General features: G+C 73.6%; 12 protein-coding genes. All 12 read right to left on the minus strand.

Annotated elements, in window-relative coordinates:
* Positions 1–54 precede the first annotated feature (54 nt).
* Positions 55–1,143 carry a 3-deoxy-7-phosphoheptulonate synthase gene (locus ABD987_RS00610; protein ID WP_345385632.1) on the minus strand — a complete coding sequence of 363 codons (1,089 nt, stop codon included), beginning with the start codon at positions 1,141–1,143 and terminating at the stop codon, positions 55–57.
* Between the two features lies 1 nt (position 1,144).
* A complete protein-coding gene (locus ABD987_RS00615; protein ID WP_345385634.1) occupies positions 1,145–2,575 on the minus strand; it encodes an MDR family MFS transporter in 1,431 nt (476 codons plus the stop codon).
* Positions 2,572–13,137: an amino acid adenylation domain-containing protein gene (locus ABD987_RS00620; protein ID WP_345385636.1), complete on the minus strand. Its 10,566-nt coding sequence runs from the start codon at positions 13,135–13,137 to the stop codon at positions 2,572–2,574. Before ABD987_RS00620 ends, ABD987_RS00615 begins: the two co-directional genes overlap by 4 nt.
* Positions 13,138–13,384: 247 nt before the next feature.
* Positions 13,385–14,173: an ABC transporter ATP-binding protein gene (locus tag ABD987_RS00625; RefSeq protein ID WP_345385638.1), complete on the minus strand. Its 789-nt coding sequence runs from the start codon at positions 14,171–14,173 to the stop codon at positions 13,385–13,387.
* Positions 14,166–15,173 carry a FecCD family ABC transporter permease gene (locus ABD987_RS00630; protein WP_345386770.1) on the minus strand — a complete coding sequence of 336 codons (1,008 nt, stop codon included), beginning with the start codon at positions 15,171–15,173 and terminating at the stop codon, positions 14,166–14,168. Before ABD987_RS00630 ends, ABD987_RS00625 begins: the two co-directional genes overlap by 8 nt.
* A 41-nt stretch (positions 15,174–15,214) precedes the next feature.
* On the minus strand, positions 15,215–16,189 hold the full coding sequence (locus ABD987_RS00635) for a FecCD family ABC transporter permease (RefSeq protein WP_378213990.1): 975 nt from the start codon (positions 16,187–16,189) through the stop codon (positions 15,215–15,217).
* 47 nt (positions 16,190–16,236) lie between these two features.
* Complete coding sequence (locus ABD987_RS00640) at positions 16,237–17,229, minus strand: ABC transporter substrate-binding protein (protein WP_345386773.1); 993 nt, start codon at positions 17,227–17,229, stop codon at positions 16,237–16,239.
* A gap of 40 nt (positions 17,230–17,269) precedes the next feature.
* Positions 17,270–18,136 (minus strand): siderophore-interacting protein, encoded by an 867-nt coding sequence (locus ABD987_RS00645; protein ID WP_345385640.1) that lies wholly within the window; start codon positions 18,134–18,136, stop codon positions 17,270–17,272.
* Positions 18,133–18,381 carry a phosphopantetheine-binding protein gene (locus ABD987_RS00650; protein ID WP_345385642.1) on the minus strand — a complete coding sequence of 83 codons (249 nt, stop codon included), beginning with the start codon at positions 18,379–18,381 and terminating at the stop codon, positions 18,133–18,135. Before ABD987_RS00650 ends, ABD987_RS00645 begins: the two co-directional genes overlap by 4 nt.
* Complete coding sequence (locus tag ABD987_RS00655; protein WP_345386775.1) at positions 18,378–19,052, minus strand: isochorismatase family protein; 675 nt, start codon at positions 19,050–19,052, stop codon at positions 18,378–18,380. Before ABD987_RS00655 ends, ABD987_RS00650 begins: the two co-directional genes overlap by 4 nt.
* A complete protein-coding gene (locus ABD987_RS00660) occupies positions 19,052–20,707 on the minus strand; it encodes a (2,3-dihydroxybenzoyl)adenylate synthase (RefSeq protein ID WP_345385644.1) in 1,656 nt (551 codons plus the stop codon). The genes ABD987_RS00655 and ABD987_RS00660 overlap by 1 nt, the downstream gene beginning before the upstream one ends.
* A complete protein-coding gene (locus tag ABD987_RS00665) occupies positions 20,704–21,906 on the minus strand; it encodes an isochorismate synthase (protein ID WP_345385646.1) in 1,203 nt (400 codons plus the stop codon). The genes ABD987_RS00660 and ABD987_RS00665 overlap by 4 nt, the downstream gene beginning before the upstream one ends.
* Positions 21,907–21,992: the final 86 nt, after the last annotated feature.

The raw sequence follows: 21,992 nt of genomic DNA on the forward strand, positions 1-21,992 counted from the left end.
GCCCGTCGGCCGGAGGGCGTTCCTCCGCGAAGAGGCAGATCACCAGCGTAGCCGCTACCCGACCGAGTGAGCACGGTCAGCGGTCACCGCCGAGCGGGCCCGGGTGGCGCGGGCGAGGGTTTCCAGCAGGGGCACGGTGCGTTCCCAGCCGAGGCAGGCGTCGGTCACGCTGAGGTCCGGGCGTGGCGCGCCCGCGCCGGCGTCCTGGCGGCCGTCGGCGAGGTAGGACTCGATCATGACGCCGGTCAGGCCCACCGCGCCGGCCGTGACCTGGCCCGCGAGGTCGGCGACGACCAGGGGCTGGCGGTTGTGGTCCTTGCCGCTGTTGCCGTGGGAGGCGTCGACGACCACGCGCGGCGGCAGGCCCGCCTCGGTCAGCGCGGCCAGCGCGCCGTCGACCCCGGCGCGGTCGTAGTTCGGGACCGGCCCGCCGCGCAGCACGAGGTGGGTGTCGGCGTTGCCGGTGCTGCGCAGGGTGGTCGGGCGCCCGTCCTGGCCGAGCCCGGGGAAGGTGTGCGGCAGCCCGGCGGCGCGGATGGCCTCGACGGCGGTGCCGACGCGGCCCGAGACGCCGTTCTTCATGCCCACCGGCATGTCCAGCCACGACGCGAGGTGGCGGTGCGGCTGGCTGGTGACGGTGCGGGCGCCGACCGCCGCCCAGCTCACCGTGTCCACGAGGTAGGGGGCCAGCAGCGGGTCGACGAACTCGTAGGCCAGCGGCAGCCCGAGCGACGCGGCCTCGGTCAGGAACGCGCGGCCCGACCGCAGTCCGGTCGCGATGTCGCCCCCGCCGTCGAGCGCGGGATCGAGCAGTAGCCCGGTCCAGCCGCCGATCGTGCGCGGCTTTTCCAGGTACGCGCGCATGACCACGACGAGGTCGTCGGCGAACCGCTCGGCGGCCGTGGCGAGCAGGCCCGCGTACTCCAGCGCGGCGCCGGGGTGGTGCACCGAACACGGGCCCACCACGACCAGCAGCCGTGGGTCCCGTCCGGCGAGCACCGACGCGACGGTGTCCCGGTGGCGGGTGATCGTCGCGGCGCCGCCGCGCGACAGTGGGTAGGCGGCCCGCAGTTCGGCAGGGGTGGGCAGGGTGTCGGTCGTCGGGTGACCGCCGTCCAGGAGCGCGACGTGGGTATCGGGCATGTCAGGAACCTTTCCGGTGCTCGGGATGCGCGGGTGTTCCGGGTTTCGCCGGTTGACGGCGGGGCAGCCTGATCGCGCCCGCGGCGGCGACGAGACAGAAGCCGAGAACCCACCAGAACGTGTCGGCGAACGCCGAGGCGACGTCCGCCCGGCGCGCGTCGAGGCGGGTCTGCAGCACCACCGCGAGTGCCGCGGTGCCGACCGAGCCGCCGACGGTGTTCAGCAGGTTCAGCGCACCGGAAGCCCGCGGGAGGAACGCGGGATCGATCCCGCTGTAGACGATGTTCATCACCGGCGCGCCGATCATCGCGATCCCCGCGCCGCGCGCCAGCAGGGAAAGCGCGATCAGGAGATCCGGCGGCGCGTGGCCGAGCTGGGTGAACACGACCGTGCCCGCGGTGACCAGCCCGATGCCGGTGAGCACCATGGTCCGCGGGGCGACGGTGTCGATCGCGCGGTTGACGAACACCGAGCCCGCCACCGCGCCCAGCCCCTGCGGCGCCAGCAGCAGCCCGGTCTCCCACGCCGTGAGGCCGCGCCCGGTCTGCAGGTACAGCGGCAGCAGGAACATGGTGCCGAACACCCCGGCGCCGAGCACCGCCAGCGCGAGCGCGGCCACGCCGAACGGCGGCCGGGTGAACAGCCGGGGATCGATCAGCGGCGTCCGGCTGGTCCGCAGGCCGTGCCCGACGAACGCGGCGAGCATCGCGAACCCGGCGGCCACCGCCACGATCGCCACCGCGAGCGGGACCGCTCGGCCGCGGCCGAGTTCGGTCAGCCCGAAGACCAGCACCGCCAGACCGGGCGAAAGCAGTGCCGCGCCACGGAAGTCGAACGGCTCACGCGGCCGTGACGGCGCGGACCTTGGCAGCCGGCGTCGGGCGAGCAGGATCGCGGCGGCGCCGATCGGCAGGTTGACGTAGAACAGCCACGGCCAGTCCGCGACCGAGAGCACCAGGCCGCCGATCAGCGGGCCGAGCACCGGGGACAGCAACGGCACCACCGCGACGATGCTGATCACCCGCCCGGTGCGGCGCGGCCCGGCCGCCCGTGCCAGCAGCGCCTGCCCGGTCGGCGGCAGCAGCCCGCCGCCCAGCCCCTGGATCACCCGCGCCGCCACCAGGGTGGGCACCGACCACGCGAGCGCGCAGAGCGCCGAGCCGAGCAGGAAGACCGCGACCGCGGCGAGCCAGGTCCGGCGGCCGCCGAACCGGTCGGCCAGCCAGCCCGAGGTGGGCACGACGGCGACCACCGCGAGCAGGTAGGCGGTGCTGACCCACTGGATTTCCGTGACGGACGCGCCGAAATCGGCGGCGAAGGTGTCGATGCCGACGGTGACGATCGTGGCGTCCATGGTCGCCATGAACGTGCCGAGCACCAGGATGAACGCGGTGCGCAGCAGCGCCGGATCGATCCGCTCGGCGTCGGTCACCGCGTGTCCTTCTCGAATCGCGCGAGCCAGTCGGCGACCTCCTCGTCGAGGCTTTCCGGCCCGCTCAGCGCACCGAGCACCGCGCGCAGGTCCTCCCCCAGCGCGGCCACCTCGGCCGGGGTGAACGCCCCGGCCCCGGCGGCGAGCACGCCGGTCCAGCCATCCTCCACCGGCATGATCGTGCACGTCAGCGGGTGATGCGTGGTCTCACGGAACCGGGTCCCGGTGATCGTCAGCCCCGGCGCGGGCTCGCGGAGGCGGCTCGGGTCGACCGGGTAGTTCTCGAACACCAGCAGGGTGTCGAACAGCCTCCGGTTCCCGGTGCTCCGCTCCACTTCGGACAGTCCGATGTGGTGGTACTCGGCCATCGCCTGCTGACGCCGCTGAAGATCGGTGAGCGCCTCGGCGAGCGTGCCGGACAGCCGGGCCCGGACGGGGATCGTGTTCGCCACCAGGCCGAGGATCTCTTCGACGCCGTCGACCTCCGGGGTACGGCCGGACACCATGGTGCCGAAGCAGACGTCCCGGCGGCCCGACCGGACGGCCAGGACCGTCGCCCAGGCGCCCTGCACCAGGGTGTTCGGAGTCAGCCCCCGACCGGCCGCGACCCGGGTCACGCCCTCGACCAGCCGGGCGTCGAAGGCCAGCACCACCGGTTCCGGATGCTGGTGGGCCACAACGGTTTCCCGTGCGCCGAGGTGATCACCGCCGGGGAGGCCGTCGAGTTCGGCCCGCCAGGCCGCGAGATCGGCCGTGTGGTCCCGCGCGGCCCGCCAGCCCAGGTACCGGGCGAATGGGACCGGCGCGGGCAGTTCCGGTGCCGTGCCCCGGACCCGCGCGGTGTAGCAGGCGAAGATCTCCGCCAGCATGCGTGGCGCCGACCAGCCGTCGGAGAGCACGTGGTGGCTGGTGAGCACGAACTCGGCCCGATCCGGGGCGTGCCGGAGCACCGTCAGCCGCACCGGCGGCCCCGCCGCGAGGTCGAACGGTTCGGCGCGGTCCTCGGCGAGCCGCCGGTCGAGTTCTCCTTGCCGCGCCTCGGGTTCGAGGCCGGAGACGTCGGCGAACCGGCAGTCCGGGCGCACTTCGCGACGGAGCACCTGCACGTGGCCGAGACCGGGCGCGGCCGGGAAGGCCGCGCCGAGGTTGGGATGCCGGTCGAGCAGGTCGGCACCGGCCGCGTGCAGCGCCTCGACGTCGAGCGGTCCTTCGATCGAGAACGTGGCCTGCACGGTGTACGGGTCGGGCGCGCCCGCCGCCCGTGTCCTGGACTGCCGCAGCATCAGGTCCTGGAGCGGGGTCAACGGCAGGATGTCCTCGACATCGTAGGTGTTTTCGAGCTCGTCGATCGCCGCCTGGTCCAGTGTGGACAGTGAGAGGTCGGACGAAGTGAGCCCGGCCCGCGCCCGCACCGCGGGATCGGTCGCGAGCCGGGTCAGCGCGCGGTGGAAGGCTTCCGCGAGCCGCTCGATCGCGGAGTGCTCGAACAGCGCCGAGGGCCAGGTGAACCGGACGCCGAGCCGGTCGTCACGGGCCAGCGCGTCGACCATCAGGCCGTACGGCAGCGGAAGGGTGTCGTCACCACCCGAGCCGAGCGCATCCGCGTCCGCCGGGACACCCCAGGGCACGTCCTCGGTCGCCGGGGCCGGGAACTGCCCGAGGTAGTTCCAGCTCAGCTCCGGGACGACGGCCAGCTCCGGCTCCGCCGCGAGGAGGATGCCGTGCCCGAGCCCGTCACCCTGGGCGTGCAGCTGTTCCTTGACGGCCTTCAAAGCGTCCGGAAACTCCTTGTCCGGCAAGGAGATCCGCGCCGGGTGGACCGCGGTGAACCAGCCTACGGTCTGCGACAGGTCCACCGGTCCCGTCCGGTCCGGGGTGTGCGGTGGGCGGCCGTGGCTCTCCAGCGCGACGAGGAGTTCCGCCGCGCCGCCACGCCAGTCCCGCACCGCGGTGGCCAGCGCGGTGAGCAGGACGGTGTCCGGGGTGGTGCGGTAGGCGGCGGGCAGGCTCGTGAGCAGTGCCCGCGTCGCCTCGGGGTCCAGCCGGATCTCGTGGTGGACGGCGGTGGCGGCGGTGTCCCGCTTCGGGTCGAGGGCGGTCGCCGACAGCGGGCGCGCGGGCGTCGCCGCGATCTCCCGCCAGTGCGGCAGTTCGGCGCGCCGGGAGTCCACCGCCGCGCGCAGCGACCGCGCCCAGCCGAGGAACGACTCCCCGTGCCGGGCCATCGCGGGCACCCGCGGCCGACCGTCCACAGTGTCCGCTCCGGACACCGAATCGTACGCGTGCGCGACGTCGTCGAGCAGGATCCGCCAGGAAACCCCGTCCACGACGAGGTGATGCGCGATCAGCACGAGCCGCCCCGGCCGCGACGGCCCGGCGTCCACCCACACCGCCCGCACCATCGGCCCGGTCCGCGGATCCATCCGCTCCCTGGCCTCCGCCACCGCCGCCGCGACGTACCCGGAGGGTCGGTTCGTGTCCCCAGAGGGTCGGCTCGTGTGCCTGGAGGGTCGGCTCGCCGTCCGACCGTCCGGGTACGCGAGTTCGCCGGTTCGGATCACGGTGAGGACGTCGGCGCCGGTGATCGTGCCGGGCGCCGGGACGCGGAGCACCGGTTCGGCACCGTCGTCCGGGGTGACGAGGCGGGCGCGGAGGACGTCGTGGCGGTCGAGGACCGCGTCGAGCACGGCCTGCCAGGTCGCGGTGTCCCCGCCGGCCGGGACGCAGATCTCGGTCCACTGGCAGTACCCGCCCGGGGTCACCCCGGCATCGGCGCAGCGGCGCAGTAGGTCCCGCATGACCGGGGTCAGCGGCGCGTCGCCGACCGCCGGAGCCTCGACCGCGGTTTCGCCGAGGCGGGTGGCGCGCGCGGCGATCCCGGCGACGGTGGTGCCCTCGAACACGTCGCGCGCGGTCAGGGCCAGCCCTTCCCGCCGGGCGCGGGAGACCACCTGCAACGACACGATGCTGTCGCCGCCGATGTCGAAGAACGCGTCGTCGAGATTGACCTCGGCCGTGCCGAGCACCGCGCGGAACACTCCGAGCAGGACCGCTTCCTCCGGCGTCGCCGGTTCCCGTGCCGCCACCGTCGCGGTCTCGGGCGCGGGCAGCGCCGCGCGGTCGAGTTTTCCGCTGGGGCCGAGGGGAAGCCGGTCGAGGAGGACCAGTGCCGTGGGGACCATGTGGTCGGGCAGTTCCGCGCCCAGCCGTTCGCGGACGAGCGCCGGGTCGAACTCCACGCCGTCGGCCGGGATGACGTAACCGACGAGCCTGCGGTCGCCCGGCCGGTCCTCGCGCACGATCACCGCGCACGCCCGGACGTCCGGGTCCCGGGTCAGCACGGTCTCGATCTCCGCGAGCTCGACGCGGAACCCGCGGATCTTGACCTGGTGGTCGGCCCGGCCGAGGAACACCAGTTGCCCGTCCGGCCGCCAGTGGACCAGGTCGCCGGTGCGGTACATCCGCTGCCCCGGCGCGCCGAAGGGATCGGCGACGAACGCCCCCGCGGTCAGCCCGGGACGTCCGACGTATCCGCGGGCCACGCCCGGCCCGGCCAGGTACAGCTCGCCGGTGACGCCGACGCCCACCGGCAGCAGGCCGTCGTCCAGCACGTAGGCGCGGACGTTGGGGTCCGGCCGCCCGATCGGCAGCGGTCCGGTGTTGTGCAGGTCCCAGTCCGGGTCATCGTTCATGTCACAGCGCCACATCGTCGCGTTGATGGTGACCTCGGTCGGGCCGTAGGCGTTGAACAGCGCGCGGCGGTCGCCCCAGCGCCGGGCCAGCTCGGGGTCGAGCCGTTCGGCGCCGACCATGAAGAACACGTCCCGGTCCACCGTGCGGTCCTCCGGCATCGCGGCCAGGAACGAGGGCAGCAGGTTCACGCCGGTGACGCGGTGTTCGACGAGGTAGTCGAGCAGTTCGTCACCGGGCACCCGCACCTCCTCGGGCGCGATGACGGAGGTGCCGCCGGACAACAGTGGGACCATCGTCTGCCAGAACGCGACGTCGAAGCTGGTCGAGGCGAAGTGCAGGTACCGGTCGTGTTCGGTGATCCCGACGACCTCCTCCTGCAGGGCGATCAGGTCGGGAATCCCCCGATGCGGCACGGCGACGCCCTTGGGCCGCCCGGTGGTGCCCGAGGTGTAGATGACGTAGGCCAGCGCGTCCTCGGTGAGCCCGCGCCGCGCGTCCGCCGGGTCGGTGTCCCAGGTGGACGGTCCGGCGAGTGTGGCCGGATCGTCCAGCCGCAGCACCGGAACCTCCCGCTCCCCCGGCACCGAACCGCCCAGCCGGGCGAGCGCGTCCGCGGTGGTCACCGCGGCGGCCGGGACGATGTCGCCGATCATGTACGCCAGGCGGTCCACCGGGTAGCTCGCGTCCATCGGCACGTACACCGCGCCCGCCTTGAGCACCCCGAACAGCGCCACCACCATCTCGACGTCGCGGCCGAGCAGGACCGCGACCGGGTCTTCGCGTCGCACCCCGCTCTCGACGAGCTTGTGCGCCAGGCGGTTCGACAGCCGATCCAGTTCGCCGTAGGTCAGTGTCCTTTCGCGACACACCACCGCTTCCTTGTCCCGGTGCCTACGAACCTGCGCGGCGAACTCCGCCAGGCAGCCGCCGCGTTCCTTCGACGGTACGATTTCCGTACCGGTCCGAAGGAGACTGTCGCGTTCGGACGCTTCGAGCATCGGGATCCGGGCCACCGGGCGCTCGGGATCGGCGACGATCTCCCGCAGCAGCGTGTGCAGCCGGCGGGCGTGGTCCCGCACGGTCGCCTCGTCGAGGACGTGCGGCTGGTAGCCGAAGCCGACGGTGATCTCGTCCCCGGGAATCACGATCACGGTGAGCGGGTAGTGCGTGGCGTCGGTGATGTCCACGCCGGTCAGCTCCAGTCCCGGCGCGAGCACGCTCCGGTTCCGGCTCGACAGCGGGAAGTTCTCCATCACCAGCATCGTGTCGAACAGCTCGCCGATACCCACCGCGCGCTGGATGTCCGGCAGTCCGACGTGGTGGTGCTCGGCCAGCGCGACGCTGTCGGTGTGCACCCGCGCCAGCAGCCGCGCGGCGGTCTCCCCCGGGGTGTGCCGGATCCGGACCGGGATGGTGGTGCCGAGCTGGCCGATCATCGTCTCGACGCCGTCGACCTCGTCCGGCCGTCCGGAAACGGGGCAGCCGAAGACCACGTCGCGCCGCCCGGTGAGCCTGCCGAGCAGCAGGCCCCACGCGGTCTGGAGCACCGTGGTCAGGGTGACGCCGCGCTCGCGGGCGAACGCGCGCAGCCGGTCACTGAATTCGTCGCCCAGCCCGATCGACACGCGTTCGGGCCGGTCGACCCGCGCGCCGGTGCCCGCCGCGGTGAGCCGGGTGCCCTCGTCGATCCCGGCGAGCGCGTCCCGCCAGGTCTTCAGCGACAGGTCCCGGTCCCGTCCGGCCAGCCAGCGGTGGAACTCCCCGGTCGGGGCCGCCTTCGGGGCGGCGGGACCGCCGCCCAGTTCGCCGTAGAGGGCCAGCAGCGTCCGGCCGACGAGCGGCATCGACCAGCCGTCGAGCAGCGCGTGGTGGTTGGTGAGCACCAGCCGGTGTTCCCCCGGCGCGAAGGTGCACAGCAGGAACCGGATCAGCGGTGGCTCGCCGGGATCGAACGGCCGTCGCAGCTCGGCGCGGACCCGCTCGGTGAAGAGCCCTTCGCGGTCTTCCGGTGCGGCGCCGGAGAAATCGGACTCCTGCCAGTCGAGGACGACGTCGGCGGGCACGACCTGGACGACGTCGCCGGAGGCCGTGGTGGCCAGGTGGATCCGCAGCGACGGGACCCGCCGCAGCAGTTCCCGCGCCGCCTCCGCCATCCGCGCCGGGTCCAGTTCGCCCGCCAGGAACGTCACCGCCTGGACGACGTAGACGTCGGTGTCCTCGTCGGCGCGCACCAGGCTGTGGAAGGACAGTCCCACCTGCAACGGCGTCGCGGGCCAGACGTCCTCGACGCGCCGCGCGCGTTCGAGGCCGTCAATGGTGGCCTGGTCCAGCCGGACCAGCGGCAGATCCGACGGGGTGAGACCCGCGTGCCCCGGCCCGATCCGCCGCGCGTGCGCGGCGAGCGCGTGCAGTGCCGTGTCCCAGGCCCGCTGGAGCCCCGCGACCGCCCCGGCGTCCAGGATCCCGCCCGCGGCGGTCCATTCGACGGCCAGCCGGTGCGCGTCCTCTTCGTGCACGAAGCAGTTGAGGGCCAGCACCTGTTCCAGCGCCTTGTCCGCGGGCTCGATGACCGCGAAGGCGTCCTTCTCCGGGAGGCGCCAGCCGGTGCCGGGCAGCGGGGCGAACCGGCCCAGGTAGTTCAGCAGGAGCTCGGGCGCCGTGAACTCGCCGCGGGTCGCCGGGTCCAGGAAACGCAGCACGCCGTAACCGATGCCCTCCTCCGGCGTGTTCCGCTTGGCCTCCTTGACCGCGCGCACCAGCCGCCCGGCGGCGTCCCCGCCCGCCAGCGCGTCCGCGAGGTCCACAGTGGACATGATCGCGTCCGAGGGCGCGCGCACCGGGTACTCGCTGGTGAACCAGCCGACCGTGCGGGACAGGTCGGTTCCCGGCGCGAGCTGCGCCCGGCCGTGACTCTCCATGGTGACCGTGACGGCGTCCTCAGTGGACGGTCTGCCCCGCCGGACGCGCAGCGCCAGCACGAGCGCGGCGAGCAGCACCTCGTCGACGCCCGCGCGGTACGCCGCCGGGAGCGTGGTGAGCAGCGCTTCGGTGGCCTCGGGCGTGGCCGTCGTGGTCGACCGGCGGGCGGTCGCGACGGTGTCGCGCGCCGGGTCCAGCGCACGGTTCCCCAGGCCGGGCGAGGCCCCGGCGGCCTCGCGCCAGTACCCGAGCTCCCCGCGCCGCGCCCCGGTTTCCCCTTGCTCGGCAAGCAGAACCGCGTGGCGGCGCCAGGAGGTGCCCACCGGCGCGAGCGTGGCCGCCCGGCCCGTGCAGGCCGCGTGCAGGTCGGGCAGCAGGACCCGCCACGACACGCCGTCGACGACCAGGTGGTGCCCGGCCACGACCAGCCGGTCCGGCCCGCCCTCACCGGTCCGCACCAGCGCGACGCGCAGCAACGCGCCGGATCGCGGGTCGAGCGTGGCGGCCAGCCGCGCGGCCACCGCCTCGACGTCTTCGCCGTGGACCTCGCTGACCACCTCTGCGGCGGACACCGTCCCCTGTGGACGGACGACCAGTCCCCCGGTCACCCGCAGCCGCAGCGCGTCGTGCCGGTCCAGGATCGCCGCCACACCCGAGACCAGGTCGTCGAGCGCGAGATCCTCGTCCACGCGCAGCGCCGTCCACTGCGCGTACCCGGCCACGACGTCCACGTCCGGATGCGGGTCGAGCAGGCCGCGCACGATCGGCGGCGCCGGGACCGGCCCGGTCGGGTCGTCGGGCACGGCCTCCGGCACGTCCCCGATCTCCCTGCCCGCGGCGGCGAGGGAAGCGAGGCTTCGCCGGGCGAGGAGATCCCGCGGCCGCAGTTCGAGACCGCGGGCACGCAGCCTGCTGCTCACGCTGATCGCGGTGATGCTGTCGCCGCCGAGCGCGAAGAAGTCGTCGTCGACGCCGATCTCGTCAAGGCCGAACACCTCGGCGACGGCGTCGCACAGCAGCCGTTCCCGGTCGGTGCTCGCGGCGCGCCCGCCGCCCTCCACCTTCGGCGCGGGCAGCGCGGCGCGGTCCAGCTTTCCGTTGACCGTCAAGGGAAGTTCACCGAGCACGAGCACCGCGGCGGGGATCAGGTGCTCGGGCAGCCAGTCCGCGAGGGCGTCGCGCACCGACTCCGGCGAGACCGGCTCCCCGGCGGCCGCGGACACGACGTACCCGACCAGCCTCGCCCGGCCCGCGTCGGTGCGGACGACCGCCGCCGCGGCGGCCACCCCCGGCACCGCGGCCAGCGCCGCCTCGACCTCTCCGATCTCCACGCGATAGCCGCGGATCTTGACCTGGCCGTCGGCGCGCCCCAGGTACTCGACACCCCGCCCCGGCACCCACCGGGCGAGGTCGCCGGTGCGGTACATCCGCTCCCCCGGTCCCCCGAACGGGTCAGCGACGAACCGCTCGGCGGTGCCGCCCGGCCGGTCCAGGTAACCACGGGCCAGGTGCGGGCCGGCCAGGTACAGCTCGCCGCGGGTGCCGTGCGGCACTGGCCGCAGCGCGTTGTCGAGCAGGTAGACGCGGCTCCCCGCGAGCGCGAGCCCGATCGTCGGCTCGTCGCCGTCGATCCGCGCGAGTGAACCATCCACAGTGGACTCGGTCGGCCCGTACAGGTTCCTGGCGGGCACACCGGAGGCCACGACCCGCCGCCACAGCGCCCGCGGCGTGGCCTCCCCGCCGAGTACCAGCAGGGACGGCCGGTGCCCGGCGGCGAGCAGGCCCGCGTCGACCAGCGGCGCGGCCATCGACGGCGTGGTGTCGACGACGTCGATCCGGTCCCGGGTGAACGCGGCGAGCAGCGCGTCGGCGTCGCGGGTGACGTCGGTGCCGTAGAGGTGCAGTTCGTGCCCGCACAGCAGCCACAGCAGCTGGTCGAGCGAGGAGTCGAAGGCGAACGAATAGGTGTGCGCGGCCCGCAGCCGCCTGCCCGCCGCGGCTTCCGTCTCGGCGACGAGCGTGGAACCGTGGTGGTGCACCAGGTTCGCCAGCGCACCCACCCGGCCGAGGACTCCCTTGGGGCGTCCCGTCGAGCCCGAGGTGTAGATGACGTAGGCGAGGTGTTCGGGGTGTCGCGGCGCGGCGAGTTCCGCCTCCGCCAGTGGCCCGTCATCCAGTGTGGACAGTTCGGCGAGCACGGCGGGCGCGTCCAGGCACAGCCTCGGCAGGTCACCGAACACCGCGTCGGCGGACGGCTCGGTGGCGCCGGTCGTCAGCGCGAGCACCGGTTTCGCGTCGGTGGCCAGCTCACGCTGTCTGCCCGCCGGGTGCGCGGTGTCGAGCGGGAGGTACGCCGCGCCCGCGTCGAGCACCGCGAGCAGGGCCACGACCAGTTCGGCCGACCGGGGCACCGCGAGCGCGACCACGTCGTCCGCCCCGATCCCCCGCGCCCGCAGCGCGCGGGCGAGCCGGTGCACCCGGCCCGCCAACTCCACTGTGGACAGCTGTTCTTCCCCGTACACCAAGGAGATCAGGTCCGGCTGTGTGGCGGCCAGATCCGTCAGCAGCGAGGGGACGACCCGAGGGGTCCCGGGCAGCGCGGGCACCGTCCAGCTCGCCAGCAGTTCGGCGCGTTCCCCGGCGGTGAGCAGCTCGACCTGCCCGACGGCGGGCGTGTCCGGCCCGGTCAGCGCCACCAGCAGGCCGCGCAGCACGGCCAGCTTGCGGTCGACCGCGGCCTGGTCGTGGGTGCGGGCGTCGACCTCGAACCCGAGCAGCAGCCCGCCGTCCCGCGTCGGCAGCACGCTCAGGCCCATGTCCTCCGGCGGGCCGCCCGCGACGTTGCGCATCACGCCGGTCGCCCCGGCGAAGTCGAGCGTGAGATCGAACGCCTTGAGGTTGACGCCGCGGCCGTGCAGCAGCGCGCCCGCGCCGGGCACGGCCAGATCCCGCGGCAGGTTCTCGCCCCGATAACGCTGGTGGGCCCGCATCCCCCGCATCGCCTCCGCGACACGGCGGCCCAGCTCGCCCAGCCGGTCACCACCCCGCACCTCCACCCGCAACGGCAGCACGTTGACCGCCATCGCGGGGGTACGCAGCTCGGCCCGGCCCGTGCGGCACATCAGCGGCAGCGCGCAGACGACGTCCGTGTCCCCGCGTACGCGGTGCAGGAAGGCGACGTAGCAGGCGATCAGTGCCTCGCCCCAGGTGACGCCCTCCCGTTCGGCGGCGGCCTTCAGCCGCGCGACCTCCTCGGCGGGGACGACCACCCGGGCGGTCCTGGTCTCCTCCGGCGGACCGGCCGCGGTGTCGGAGTCCCCGAGTTCCGGCAGCGGCGTGAACCGGTCGCGCCAGTAGGCGCGGTCGCGCTCGCACTGCTCGCTCTCGCGGTAGACGCGGTCGGACTCGACGACGTCGGCGAACCGCCCGAACGGCGACGGCGCGACCTCGGTGCCCCGCACCAGCGCGGTGTAGTGCGCGGCGGTCCGCCTGGCCAGCATCGCGGCCGAGTAGCCGTCGAACACCAGGTGGTGGCCGAGCAGCGTGTACCAGACCTCGCACCCGGACAGCCGGAGCACCGTCTGGGAGTACAGCTTCCGGCCGACCATGTCCCGGCACGACTCGGCGAGCCGCAGCCGCTCGGCGGCCACGAACGCCTCGGCGGCCTCCCGGGGATCCGCCTCGCCGCTCAGGTCGACGATCTCCGGCGGCTCCGCCGCGCCGTCGGCGATCTCCTGACGCGGCCCGTCCGGAGTGTCGAACACCCGCAGCCGCAACGACTCCGCTTCGTCCACAGTGGATCGGATCGCCCGCGCGAGCACCCACGCGTCCACCGGCTCGGCGCCGGAGACCTCCACCACGTCGCCGACCACGTAGAACCGCGATTCGGGTTCGAGCCGCTGCGCGTTCCAGATGCCGAGCTGCGCGCCGGTGAGGGGAAAGGTGCTCAACTGATGCTCCTGAAGAGAATGTCGGTGCCCGTCCGGGAACCGACCCCGGGATCCGGTTTGGCGGCGGTCATGCGCCCCAATGTGGCGTTCGGTGCGTCCAACGCACCCAATGTGGCGTTCGGTGCGTGGAATCGGGCCGGGCGCGCAGCGTCTCCGTTGAGGGTGGTGGTGGGGGCAAGGAGTGGAGCACCCAATGCCACATTGGGGCGCTCTCGGTGCGAAGACGCGTTCACGGCACCGCGGTGGTTCACGGGGACGCGTCGAGGTTCGGCACCACCATGGGCGTGCCGGTGACCGGGTCCGGCACCACGACACAGGGCAGGTCGAAGACCTCTTTGAGCAACGCCTCGTCCACAATGGACTCGGCGGTGCCCTCGGCGACGACGTGGCCGTCCTTCATCGCGACCAGGTGATCGGCGTACCGGCAGGCCTGGTTGATGTCGTGCAGCACGGCGACGACCGTGCGGCCCTCGTCCCGCAGCCGCGCGAGCAGCGTCAGCAGCTGGTACTGGTGCGTGATGTCGAGGAACGAGGTGGGCTCGTCGAGCAGCAGGTACGGCGTCTCCTGCGCGAGCACCATCGCGATCCACACCCGCTGCCGCTGTCCCCCGGACAGCTCGTGCACGCCCCGGCCGGCCAGCTCGGCGATGCCCGCCGCCTCCATCGCACCGGTCACCGCGCGTTCGTCCACATCGGACCACGCGGCCAGCAGCGACTGGTGCGGGAAGCGCCCGCGCGCGACGAGCTGCCGGACCTTGATGTCGTCCGGGGCCACCGGATCCTGCGGCAGGAACCCGAGCGAACGCGCCAGCGTCTTCGTCGGGTACGCGGTCACCTCGCGCCCGTCGAACCGCACCGTGCCCTCCGCCGGGCGCAGCAACCGGACGAACGCCCGCAGCAGCGTCGACTTCCCGCAGGCGTTGGGTCCCACGATCGCGGTGAAGGCGCCGTCGGGGACATCGAGACTCAGCCGCGTCGACACGACCCGCTCGCCGTAGCGCAGCGTCAGTTCCTGCGCGCTCAGCCGGTCAGCCACGAGTCCTCACTTCCTTGGTCAGCAACCAGATCAGATAGCAGCCGCCGATCGCGGCGCTGACCACGCCGACCGGCAGCGACACCGGTGCCAGCAGCATCTGCGCGATCAGGTCGGCGCCCTGGAGCAGCACCGCCCCGGTCAGCGCGGCCGGGAGCAGCGGCACCCCGGGCGCCTTGGCCAGCCTGCGGCCGATCTGCGGGGCGGCCAATGCGATGAACACGATCGGCCCGGCCACCGCGGTCACCGTCGCCGTGCAGCCGACGCCGACGAGCACCATCAGCAGCCGCAGCCGACCGAGGCCGACCCCGCTGGTCACCGCGAGGTCGTCGCCCAGCGCGGCCTGGTGCATCGCGTGCGCACGGCTGGTCATCACCACCAGCAGCACGGCGATGATCACGAACGGCAGCACCAGCTTCGGCCAGCCGACGCCGTTGAGCGAGCCCGCGTTCCAGCCCACCGCGGCGATCGCGACGTCCAGGTCCGCGCGCAGCACGATCCAGGAGTTGAGCGCCATGATCATCGCGTTCATCGCGACCCCGATCACCACCAGCCGCAGCCCGGACAGCCCGCCCCGCATCGACAGCAGGTAGATGACGGCCGCGACGACCAGCCCGCCCAGCACCGAGCTCACCGCGAGCGTTCCGGCCGCCCCGCCCAGCACCGTCAACGCGACGAGCGCGCCGGTGTAGGCACCGGCGTCGAGGCCGATCACGTCCGGGCTGCCCATCGGGTTCCGGGTCAGGTTCTGGAACAGCGCCCCCGCCACACCCAGCGCGGCACCGAAGACGATCCCGGCCAGTACCCGCGGCAGCCGCCAGTCCCGGATCACCACCACCGAGTCGCCGTACCCGCCGAGCGCGGCGAACACCTCGCCCGGATTCGCCCAGGAGGCACCGAAACACAGGCCGAGCAGCCCGAGACCGAGCATCACCACGACCAGCGACGCGGCCAGCACCAGCGTCCGGCGTTCGGCCCGGAACACCGAACCGCGCCACACCATGACTTTCACCGTGCTGTCCACAACGGTGTTCTTCAAGGTGGTCACAGCGCGGCCACCCCGTACTTCCGCACGGCCCAGATGAGCACCGGCGCGCCGAGGAACGCGGTCACGATCGCGACCGGCACCTCACCGGTGGGGAGCAGCACCCGCGAGCCGACGTCCGCGACGAGCAGCAGGATCGGCCCCATGACCATCGTGTAGGCCAGCAGCCACGGCACCGAACCCGTGGCGAGCCTGCGGGCCAGATGCGGGACGATCAGGCCGACGAACAGGATCGGCCCGGCCACCGCCGTCGCCGCGCCCACGAGCGCGGTGATCAGCACGAGCGTGGACAGGCGCACCCGCGCCACGTTCGTGCCCAGCGTGTGCGCGACCGTCTCGCCGAGCGCGACGGCGTTGAGCGACCGGCTCAGCAGCAGGGCCCCGGCCAGCGCGACCCCGATCACCACCAGCGGCAGCAGCAACGGCGCCTGCTCGCGGCCGGCGAGGGAGCCGACCGACCAGAACCGGTACTGGTCGAGGACGTCGGGGAACATCAGCCGCATCCCGAGGGTGAGCCCGTTCAGCACCGCGGTGAGCGCCACCCCGGTGAGCACCAGCCGCAGCGGCGACTGACGCCCGACCGAATAGACCAGCAACGCGGCCAGCACCGAGCCCACCACGGCGAGCCCCAGCTGCCCGGCCTGCGACGCGGCCACGCCGAGCGCGGAGCCCAGGGTGACCGCGAACCCGGCGCCCGCGGTCACCCCCAGGATCCCCGGTTCGGCGAGCGGATTGCGCGACAACGTCTGGATCAGCGCGCCCGCGATACCCAGCGCGGCACCGACCCCGATGGCGAGCACCGCGCGCGGTGCCCGGACGTCGCGGACGATGGTCTGGTCGCTCGACCCGTCAAAGGCGAACAGCGCGCGCAGGACCTCTCCGGGCGCGACGGCGTGGGCGCCGATGCCGATGCTGACCACGGCCACCACCCCGAGCACCACCAGCGCGACGACCAGGATCGTCGTCCGCTTCACCCCCGTGCCCGCGGTGGTGGCGGTGGTGCTCCGGGGTCGCGTGACCGTCACTTCGCCAGCAGCGGCGCGAACGCCTTGTCGATCGCGTCCAGGGTCATCATGGCGCCCTTGTAGGTGGCGGCCTCGGTGTAGCGGAACGGGTAGACCTTCCCGGCCTTCACCGCGGGCAGGTTCTTCCACAGCGGGGAGTCCAGCGCGTACTGCACGGCGGGCGGCACCGAGCCGTCGGCCTTGACCGAGTAGGTGATCGCGTCGGCCTGTGCGAACGCGGTCGGCAGTTCCTCGATGGACGGGTACTCGCTGACGTCCTTCGAGCCGCCGCCCTTCTTCTTGACCTCGCCGTAGTAGTTCGCGCCGACGTCCTGGGCGATGTTGGTGCCCCACGAGCCGTTGAACTCGCGCTGGAAGTTGCCCTTCGCGACCTCGCCGTACGCGCCGACGTGGCCGAGCTTCAGCTGCGGCAGCACCGCCTTGTACCTGGCGGCGATCTGGTCGGCCTTGGCCTTGTACTCGCCCTGCGTGCGATCGAAGTTCGCCAGCGCGCCCGCGGCGTCGGCCTGCTTGCGGGACAGCTCGCGCCACGCGGAGGGGATCGTCGGGCCGATCGCCACCACCGGCGCCACCGCCTTGAGCCGGTTGACGTCGATGTCCTTCAGCACCGGCGCGGGCACGCCGATGACGATCAGATCGGGCCTGGCGTTCGCGATCGCCTCGTAGTTCGTCTCCGCGGCCTGCTCACCGGCGACCTTCTTCAGGCCGTCGTAGGTGGCCTTGTCCTCCGGGGTCATCAGCGGGATCCCGCGCGCCCAGGTGGAGATCCCGACCAGCGGCGCCCCGGCCTCGATCAGCGCGGGCACCGCGTAGCCGGTGGCGACCACGCGCTTCGGCTTGGCGGGGATGGTGATCTGGCCGTTGTCCGCGGCGAAGACCCGCGTCCCGCCCTCGGCGGCGGGGGCCCCGTTCGACGCGCAGCCGGTGACGGCCACGGTGAGGGCCAGCGCCAGCGCGCCGAGACGACGAAGGGATCGGCCAGTACGCATCCGGTGTTCCTTACCTGCTTTGTCCTTTGTGGACTTCTGTTCAGTGGACATGGTGTTCCTCGTGGTCCTCGTCGAAGTCGGCGACGCCACGCTTCCAGTAGCCGGTGATGTCGTAGTCGCCCTTGCCGAGGCCCAGTTCGTCGCGCACCCAGCGGCGCAGCGGCTTGAGCTGCCCCGCCTCACCGGCGAGCCAGACGTAGACCCGTTCGCCCTCGGGCACGGTGACCCCACGGACGGCGCGCTCCAGCAGATCACCGCTGCCCGGTGGCCGGTCGCCGCGGTGCAGCCAGCGCACCTCGACGTCCTCGGGCGCGGAAAGCTCGATCTCGCACGAGGAATCGGCGACCTCGACGAACGCCCAGCCCGCCGCGGTGCGCGGCAGCTCCTCCAGCCACCGCGCGATGGCGGGCAACGCGGTGATGTCGCCCGCGAGCAGGTAGCGGTCGTAGGTGTGCGGGACGATCAGCCCGCCGGGAGGGCCCGCGACGTGCACGAGCTCGCCCGGCTCGACCACGCGTGCCCAGTCCGCGCCCAAACCGCCGTCATGCAGCGCGACGTCGATGTCGAGTTCGCCCGAGGCCGGGTCGTACCGGCGCACGGTGTACTCCCGCGACGTCGGCGACGGGCGCGGCCAGCGCAGCATCCGCCCGTGCTGCTCCGGCAGCCGCAGTGTCCCGTCCGGTTCCGGGAAGAGCAGTTTGACGTGCTCGTCGGGCGAATGGGCCTCGAACCCCTCGGTGCCGGGACCGCCGAGGGTGACCCGGACGAGACCGGCGCCGACCGTCGTGGTGCGCAGCACCTCGGCCGCGCGGACCCGGATCGGGTACCCGACCTTCTCCGCGCTCGCGCCAGCGCGCACCTCCGCGATCCGCTCGTGGTGCCGTTCCCGGTCGTCGGCCCGGCTCACGCCTTGTCCTCGGCGCCCAGCAGTTTCGTCCAGTGCCCCAGCTCCGGCTGCTCGGCCAGGTCGGGGAACTCCAGCCCGTCCGCCCCCTCGCCCCGCCACTTCTCGACGAGGCTCATCATCCGCACGGAGTCCAGCCCCCGGTCGAACAGGTTTTCCTCCGCCGTGACCTCGGCGGGATCGCAGCCGAGCAGGGCGGCGATGTCGGCGCGGACGCGGTCGGCGGACAGGGCCGGGGTGTCGCTCATCGAAGTGCTCCCGCGGGGATCGGCGCCGACAGCGCGTCCAGCGCGACGGCGGTGGTGGTGACGGCACCGCAGCGCTGCGCGACGTACTCGCAGGCCTGGTCGTGCCGCTCTCGGGAAAAATCGGCGACGGCGTCGGCGACCAGGAACGGCCGGACGTCGCGCATGAACGCCTCGACGGCGGTCGCCTGGCAGCCGATGTGCGCGTACACACCGGTGATCAGCAGCTGGTCGCGGCCGCGCGCGGCGAGCTGCTCGGCGAACGCGCTGCGCTGGAACGCGCTGTAGCGCCATTTGGCCACCACCACGTCGTTCCCCGCCGGGGCGAGCTCGTCGACGATGTCCGCGGCGCGCGGGTCGGCGTCGATCACCGCGCCGATCCCGTCACCCCAGAACTCGGTCAGCAGCCCGCGGTCCGGCGCGTCCTGGCGGCCGGGCTGCGCGGTGTAGAACACCGGCACGCCGCCCGCCCGGCACGCGGCGACGAGCGCCGCGATGTTCGCCGTCACCTCGGGGATCGGCGCGCCGGCGTAGGGCGCCACGAAGTACCGCTGCATGTCGTGCACCAGCAGCGCCGCCCGCGCCGGGTCGGGCGTCCAGCCCACCCTTCCCTCGGGTAGCTCCGCCGTCGTTGGCAGTGCGTAGGGGCGAATTTCCGGCAGGGACAAGCGGATCACCTTTTCTCGGCGAGGGCGGCCAGCGCCGCCCGCAGTTCGCGTTTGCTGGTCTTGCCGACGCCGGTCACCGGGAACGCGTCGACGACGAGGACGAGGTCGGGCACCTTGAACGCGGCCACCCCGCGCTCGCGGACGAAGCGGCGCAGTTCGGCCGCCGTGGGCGCCGAGCCCGCGGTGGGCACGACGTAGGCACAGGTCCGTTCGCCCAGGTACTCGTCGGGCACCCCGACCACGGCGGCGTCGAGCACCCCCGGATGCGCCATGAGATGGTTCTCCACCTCCTCGGCCGCCAGCTTTTCGCCACCGCGGTTGATCTGCTCCTTCGTCCGCCCGACGACCTCGAGGTGCCCGGACGGGCCGCGCCGCACCAGGTCCCCGGTCCGGTAGAACCCGTCCTCGGTGAAGGCCGTCGCGTTGTGCGCGGCCGCCCGGTAGTAGCCGCGGATGGTGTACGGACCGCGCGTCAGCAAGGCGCCGATCTCGCCCGGCGCCACCACGTCGGCCGAGGACGCCGCGGGGTCGTCCGGATCGACGACCCGGATCTCGTCGTCGAGCGAGATCGGGCGGCCCTGCGTGCCGAGCACGATCTCGTCGGGATCGTCGAGCCGGGTGTAGCAGACCAGTCCCTCGGCCATCCCGAACACCTGCTGCAGGCGGCAGCCCAGCGCGGGCCCGATCCGCTCGGCCAGTTCCCTGCCGCACTTGGCACCGCCGACGAGCAGAGTGTCCAAACTGGACAGATCACGCGTGGTGCGCGCGGCGGCCTGCACCCAGGCTGCGGCCAGCGGCGGGACGACACCGGTGATCGTCACCCGCTCGGACTCGATCAGCCGGAAGGCGGTGTCCGGATCGGGCCGGGGCGCCAGCACGCTCGCCGCGCCCGCGTGCAGCGCGCCGAGCACACCCGGGGAGCTGAGCGGATAGTTGTGCGAGACCGGCAAGGCCGCCAAGTACACGCTTTCCGGGCGCAGCGCGCAGATGCGGGCGCTTTCCCGGACGCTGTAGAGATAGTCGTCGTGGGTGCGCGGGATGAGCTTCGGCAGCCCGGTGCTCCCGCCGGACAGCTGGAGGAACGCGACGCCCGCCGGGTCGGGATCGGGCAGCTCGCGCGGCTCGCTCGCGGCGAGCTCGCCGAACTCCGCCGACCCGACGACCAGCACCTGCCGCACCGAGGGCACGTCGGCGGCCACCGCACGCGCGGTCGCGGCGTGGTCGTGCCGTTCGTGCTCGGCCACGGTGATGATCGCGGCCGCCTCGCTCTGTCCGGCGAAATGCCGCAACTCGCTGTCCCGGTGCGCGGGCAGCGCGAACACCGGCCACGCGCCCGCGCGCCACAGCCCGAACACCACCGCCATGAACTCCGGGATGTTCGGCAGCTGCAGCACCACGCGGTCGCCCGGCACGATCCCCGACGCGGCCAGCCCCGCCGCGATCCGGTGCGCGCGCTCGTCCAGCTCGGCGAAGGTCCAGCGCTCGATCTCGCCGTTCCGCTCGCCCACGACCGCGGTACGCCCGGCGTGCGCGGCGGTCACCGAGGTCAGCAGCGCGCCGAAGGTCTGTCCCCGCCAGTACCCGGCCGCGCGGTAACGCGCGGCGACCTCCGGCGGCCAGACCACGTGATCCGGCCCCGCGTTCACACGAGCGTCGCTCACGATGCCTCCACCCCGAGCGCGCGCAGCATCGTGCGGAACTTCGCGCTCGTCTCGGCGAGTTCGGCCTCCGGGTCGGAACCGGCGACGATCCCGGCGCCCGCGAAGAGCCGGACCGTGCGGTCGCACACCTCGGCGCTGCGGATGGTCACCGCCCATTCGCCGTCACCGTCCACATCGGACCAGCCGACCAGCCCCGCGTAGTAGCCGCGGTCCGCCGGTTCCAGCTCCGCGATCGCCGCGTAGGCGGGCGCGGTGGGCGTGCCGCACACCGCCGGCGTCGGGTGCAGCGCCTCGGCCAGTGCCAGCGAAGACGATCCGGGATCGGCCGGATCGGCCAGCCGTCCGGTGATCCGGCTCGACAGGTGCCACATCGTCGGCGTGCCGATCACCTCCGGCTCGGCGGGCACGTCGAGCTCCGCGCAGAAGCGGCTCAGCACGTCGCCGACCTGTGCCGAGACGTGGGCGTGCTCGCGGCGGTCCTTCGCCGAGGCCAGCAGCGCGGCGATCCGCCGCCGGTTCTCGGCCTCGTCGGCCGACCGCGGCAGCGATCCGGCGAGCGGATTGGCCACCACCGTGCCACCGCGCCGGGAGACCAGCAGTTCCGGGCTCGCCCCGGCCAGTGTGCGGGTGGCCGGGTCCCCGGGCGCGGTGACGTCGACCGCGAACGCGTACGCGCCCGGGTCCGCCCGCACCAGCCGGGCGAGCAGCGCCGGGACCGGAACCGGGGCGTCGGCCGTCAGCTCCAGGCCGCGGGCGAGCACCACCTTGTCCAGTCCGCCCGCGCCGATCAGCTCGAGCGCGCCGCGGACCCCGTCGGCGTAGGCCCGCGGCTCGGGCCGCGGCGTCACCGACCACGACGTCGTCCCGAATCCCGGCAGCCCCTCGTCCGGTGTGCCGCGTTCCGGGGCGCCCGCGCGCCGGACCACCGCCGGGATCACGAGGCTGGCCTCCGCGTCCGGCAGGAACCCGATCGCACCGGCCACCACCGGTTCGGCGACCCCGAGCGCGGCCGCCGCGTCGAGCGCGCCCGCCGCCGCGTCCGCCCAGGACCCGCGCTCCCGGCGCACGGACGCGCGCACGCCGTCGGCGAGCAGCGATCCGCGTGGCGAGGAGAAGTAGAACGAGCCCGGCAGATAGGCGGCCAGCAGATCGGCCGCCCGATGGACGGGTGTCGGCCGGGCCAACGCGGGTGAAGACACTCGGGATTCCTTTCGGCGGACAACGCGGAAATCGGGGACCGGAACGGAAATCACACGATCAACGACTGAGCGTGATACCCTCCCGG

The sequence above is a fragment of the Amycolatopsis samaneae genome (genome assembly GCF_039541975.1).
GTDB classification, from domain to species: Bacteria; Actinomycetota; Actinomycetes; order Mycobacteriales; family Pseudonocardiaceae; genus Amycolatopsis; species Amycolatopsis samaneae.

What these genes read in the sequence shown, in the direction of transcription:
- ABD987_RS00650 (WP_345385642.1), bottom strand. Translation starts at nt 18,381, where the DNA reads ATGAGCGACACCCCGGCCCTGTCCGCCGACCGCGTCCGCGCCGACATC.
- ABD987_RS00610 (WP_345385632.1), bottom strand. Translation starts at nt 1,143, where the DNA reads ATGCCCGATACCCACGTCGCGCTCCTGGACGGCGGTCACCCGACGACC.
- ABD987_RS00640 (WP_345386773.1), bottom strand. Translation starts at nt 17,229, where the DNA reads ATGCGTACTGGCCGATCCCTTCGTCGTCTCGGCGCGCTGGCGCTGGCC.
- ABD987_RS00630 (WP_345386770.1), bottom strand. Translation starts at nt 15,173, where the DNA reads ATGGTGTGGCGCGGTTCGGTGTTCCGGGCCGAACGCCGGACGCTGGTG.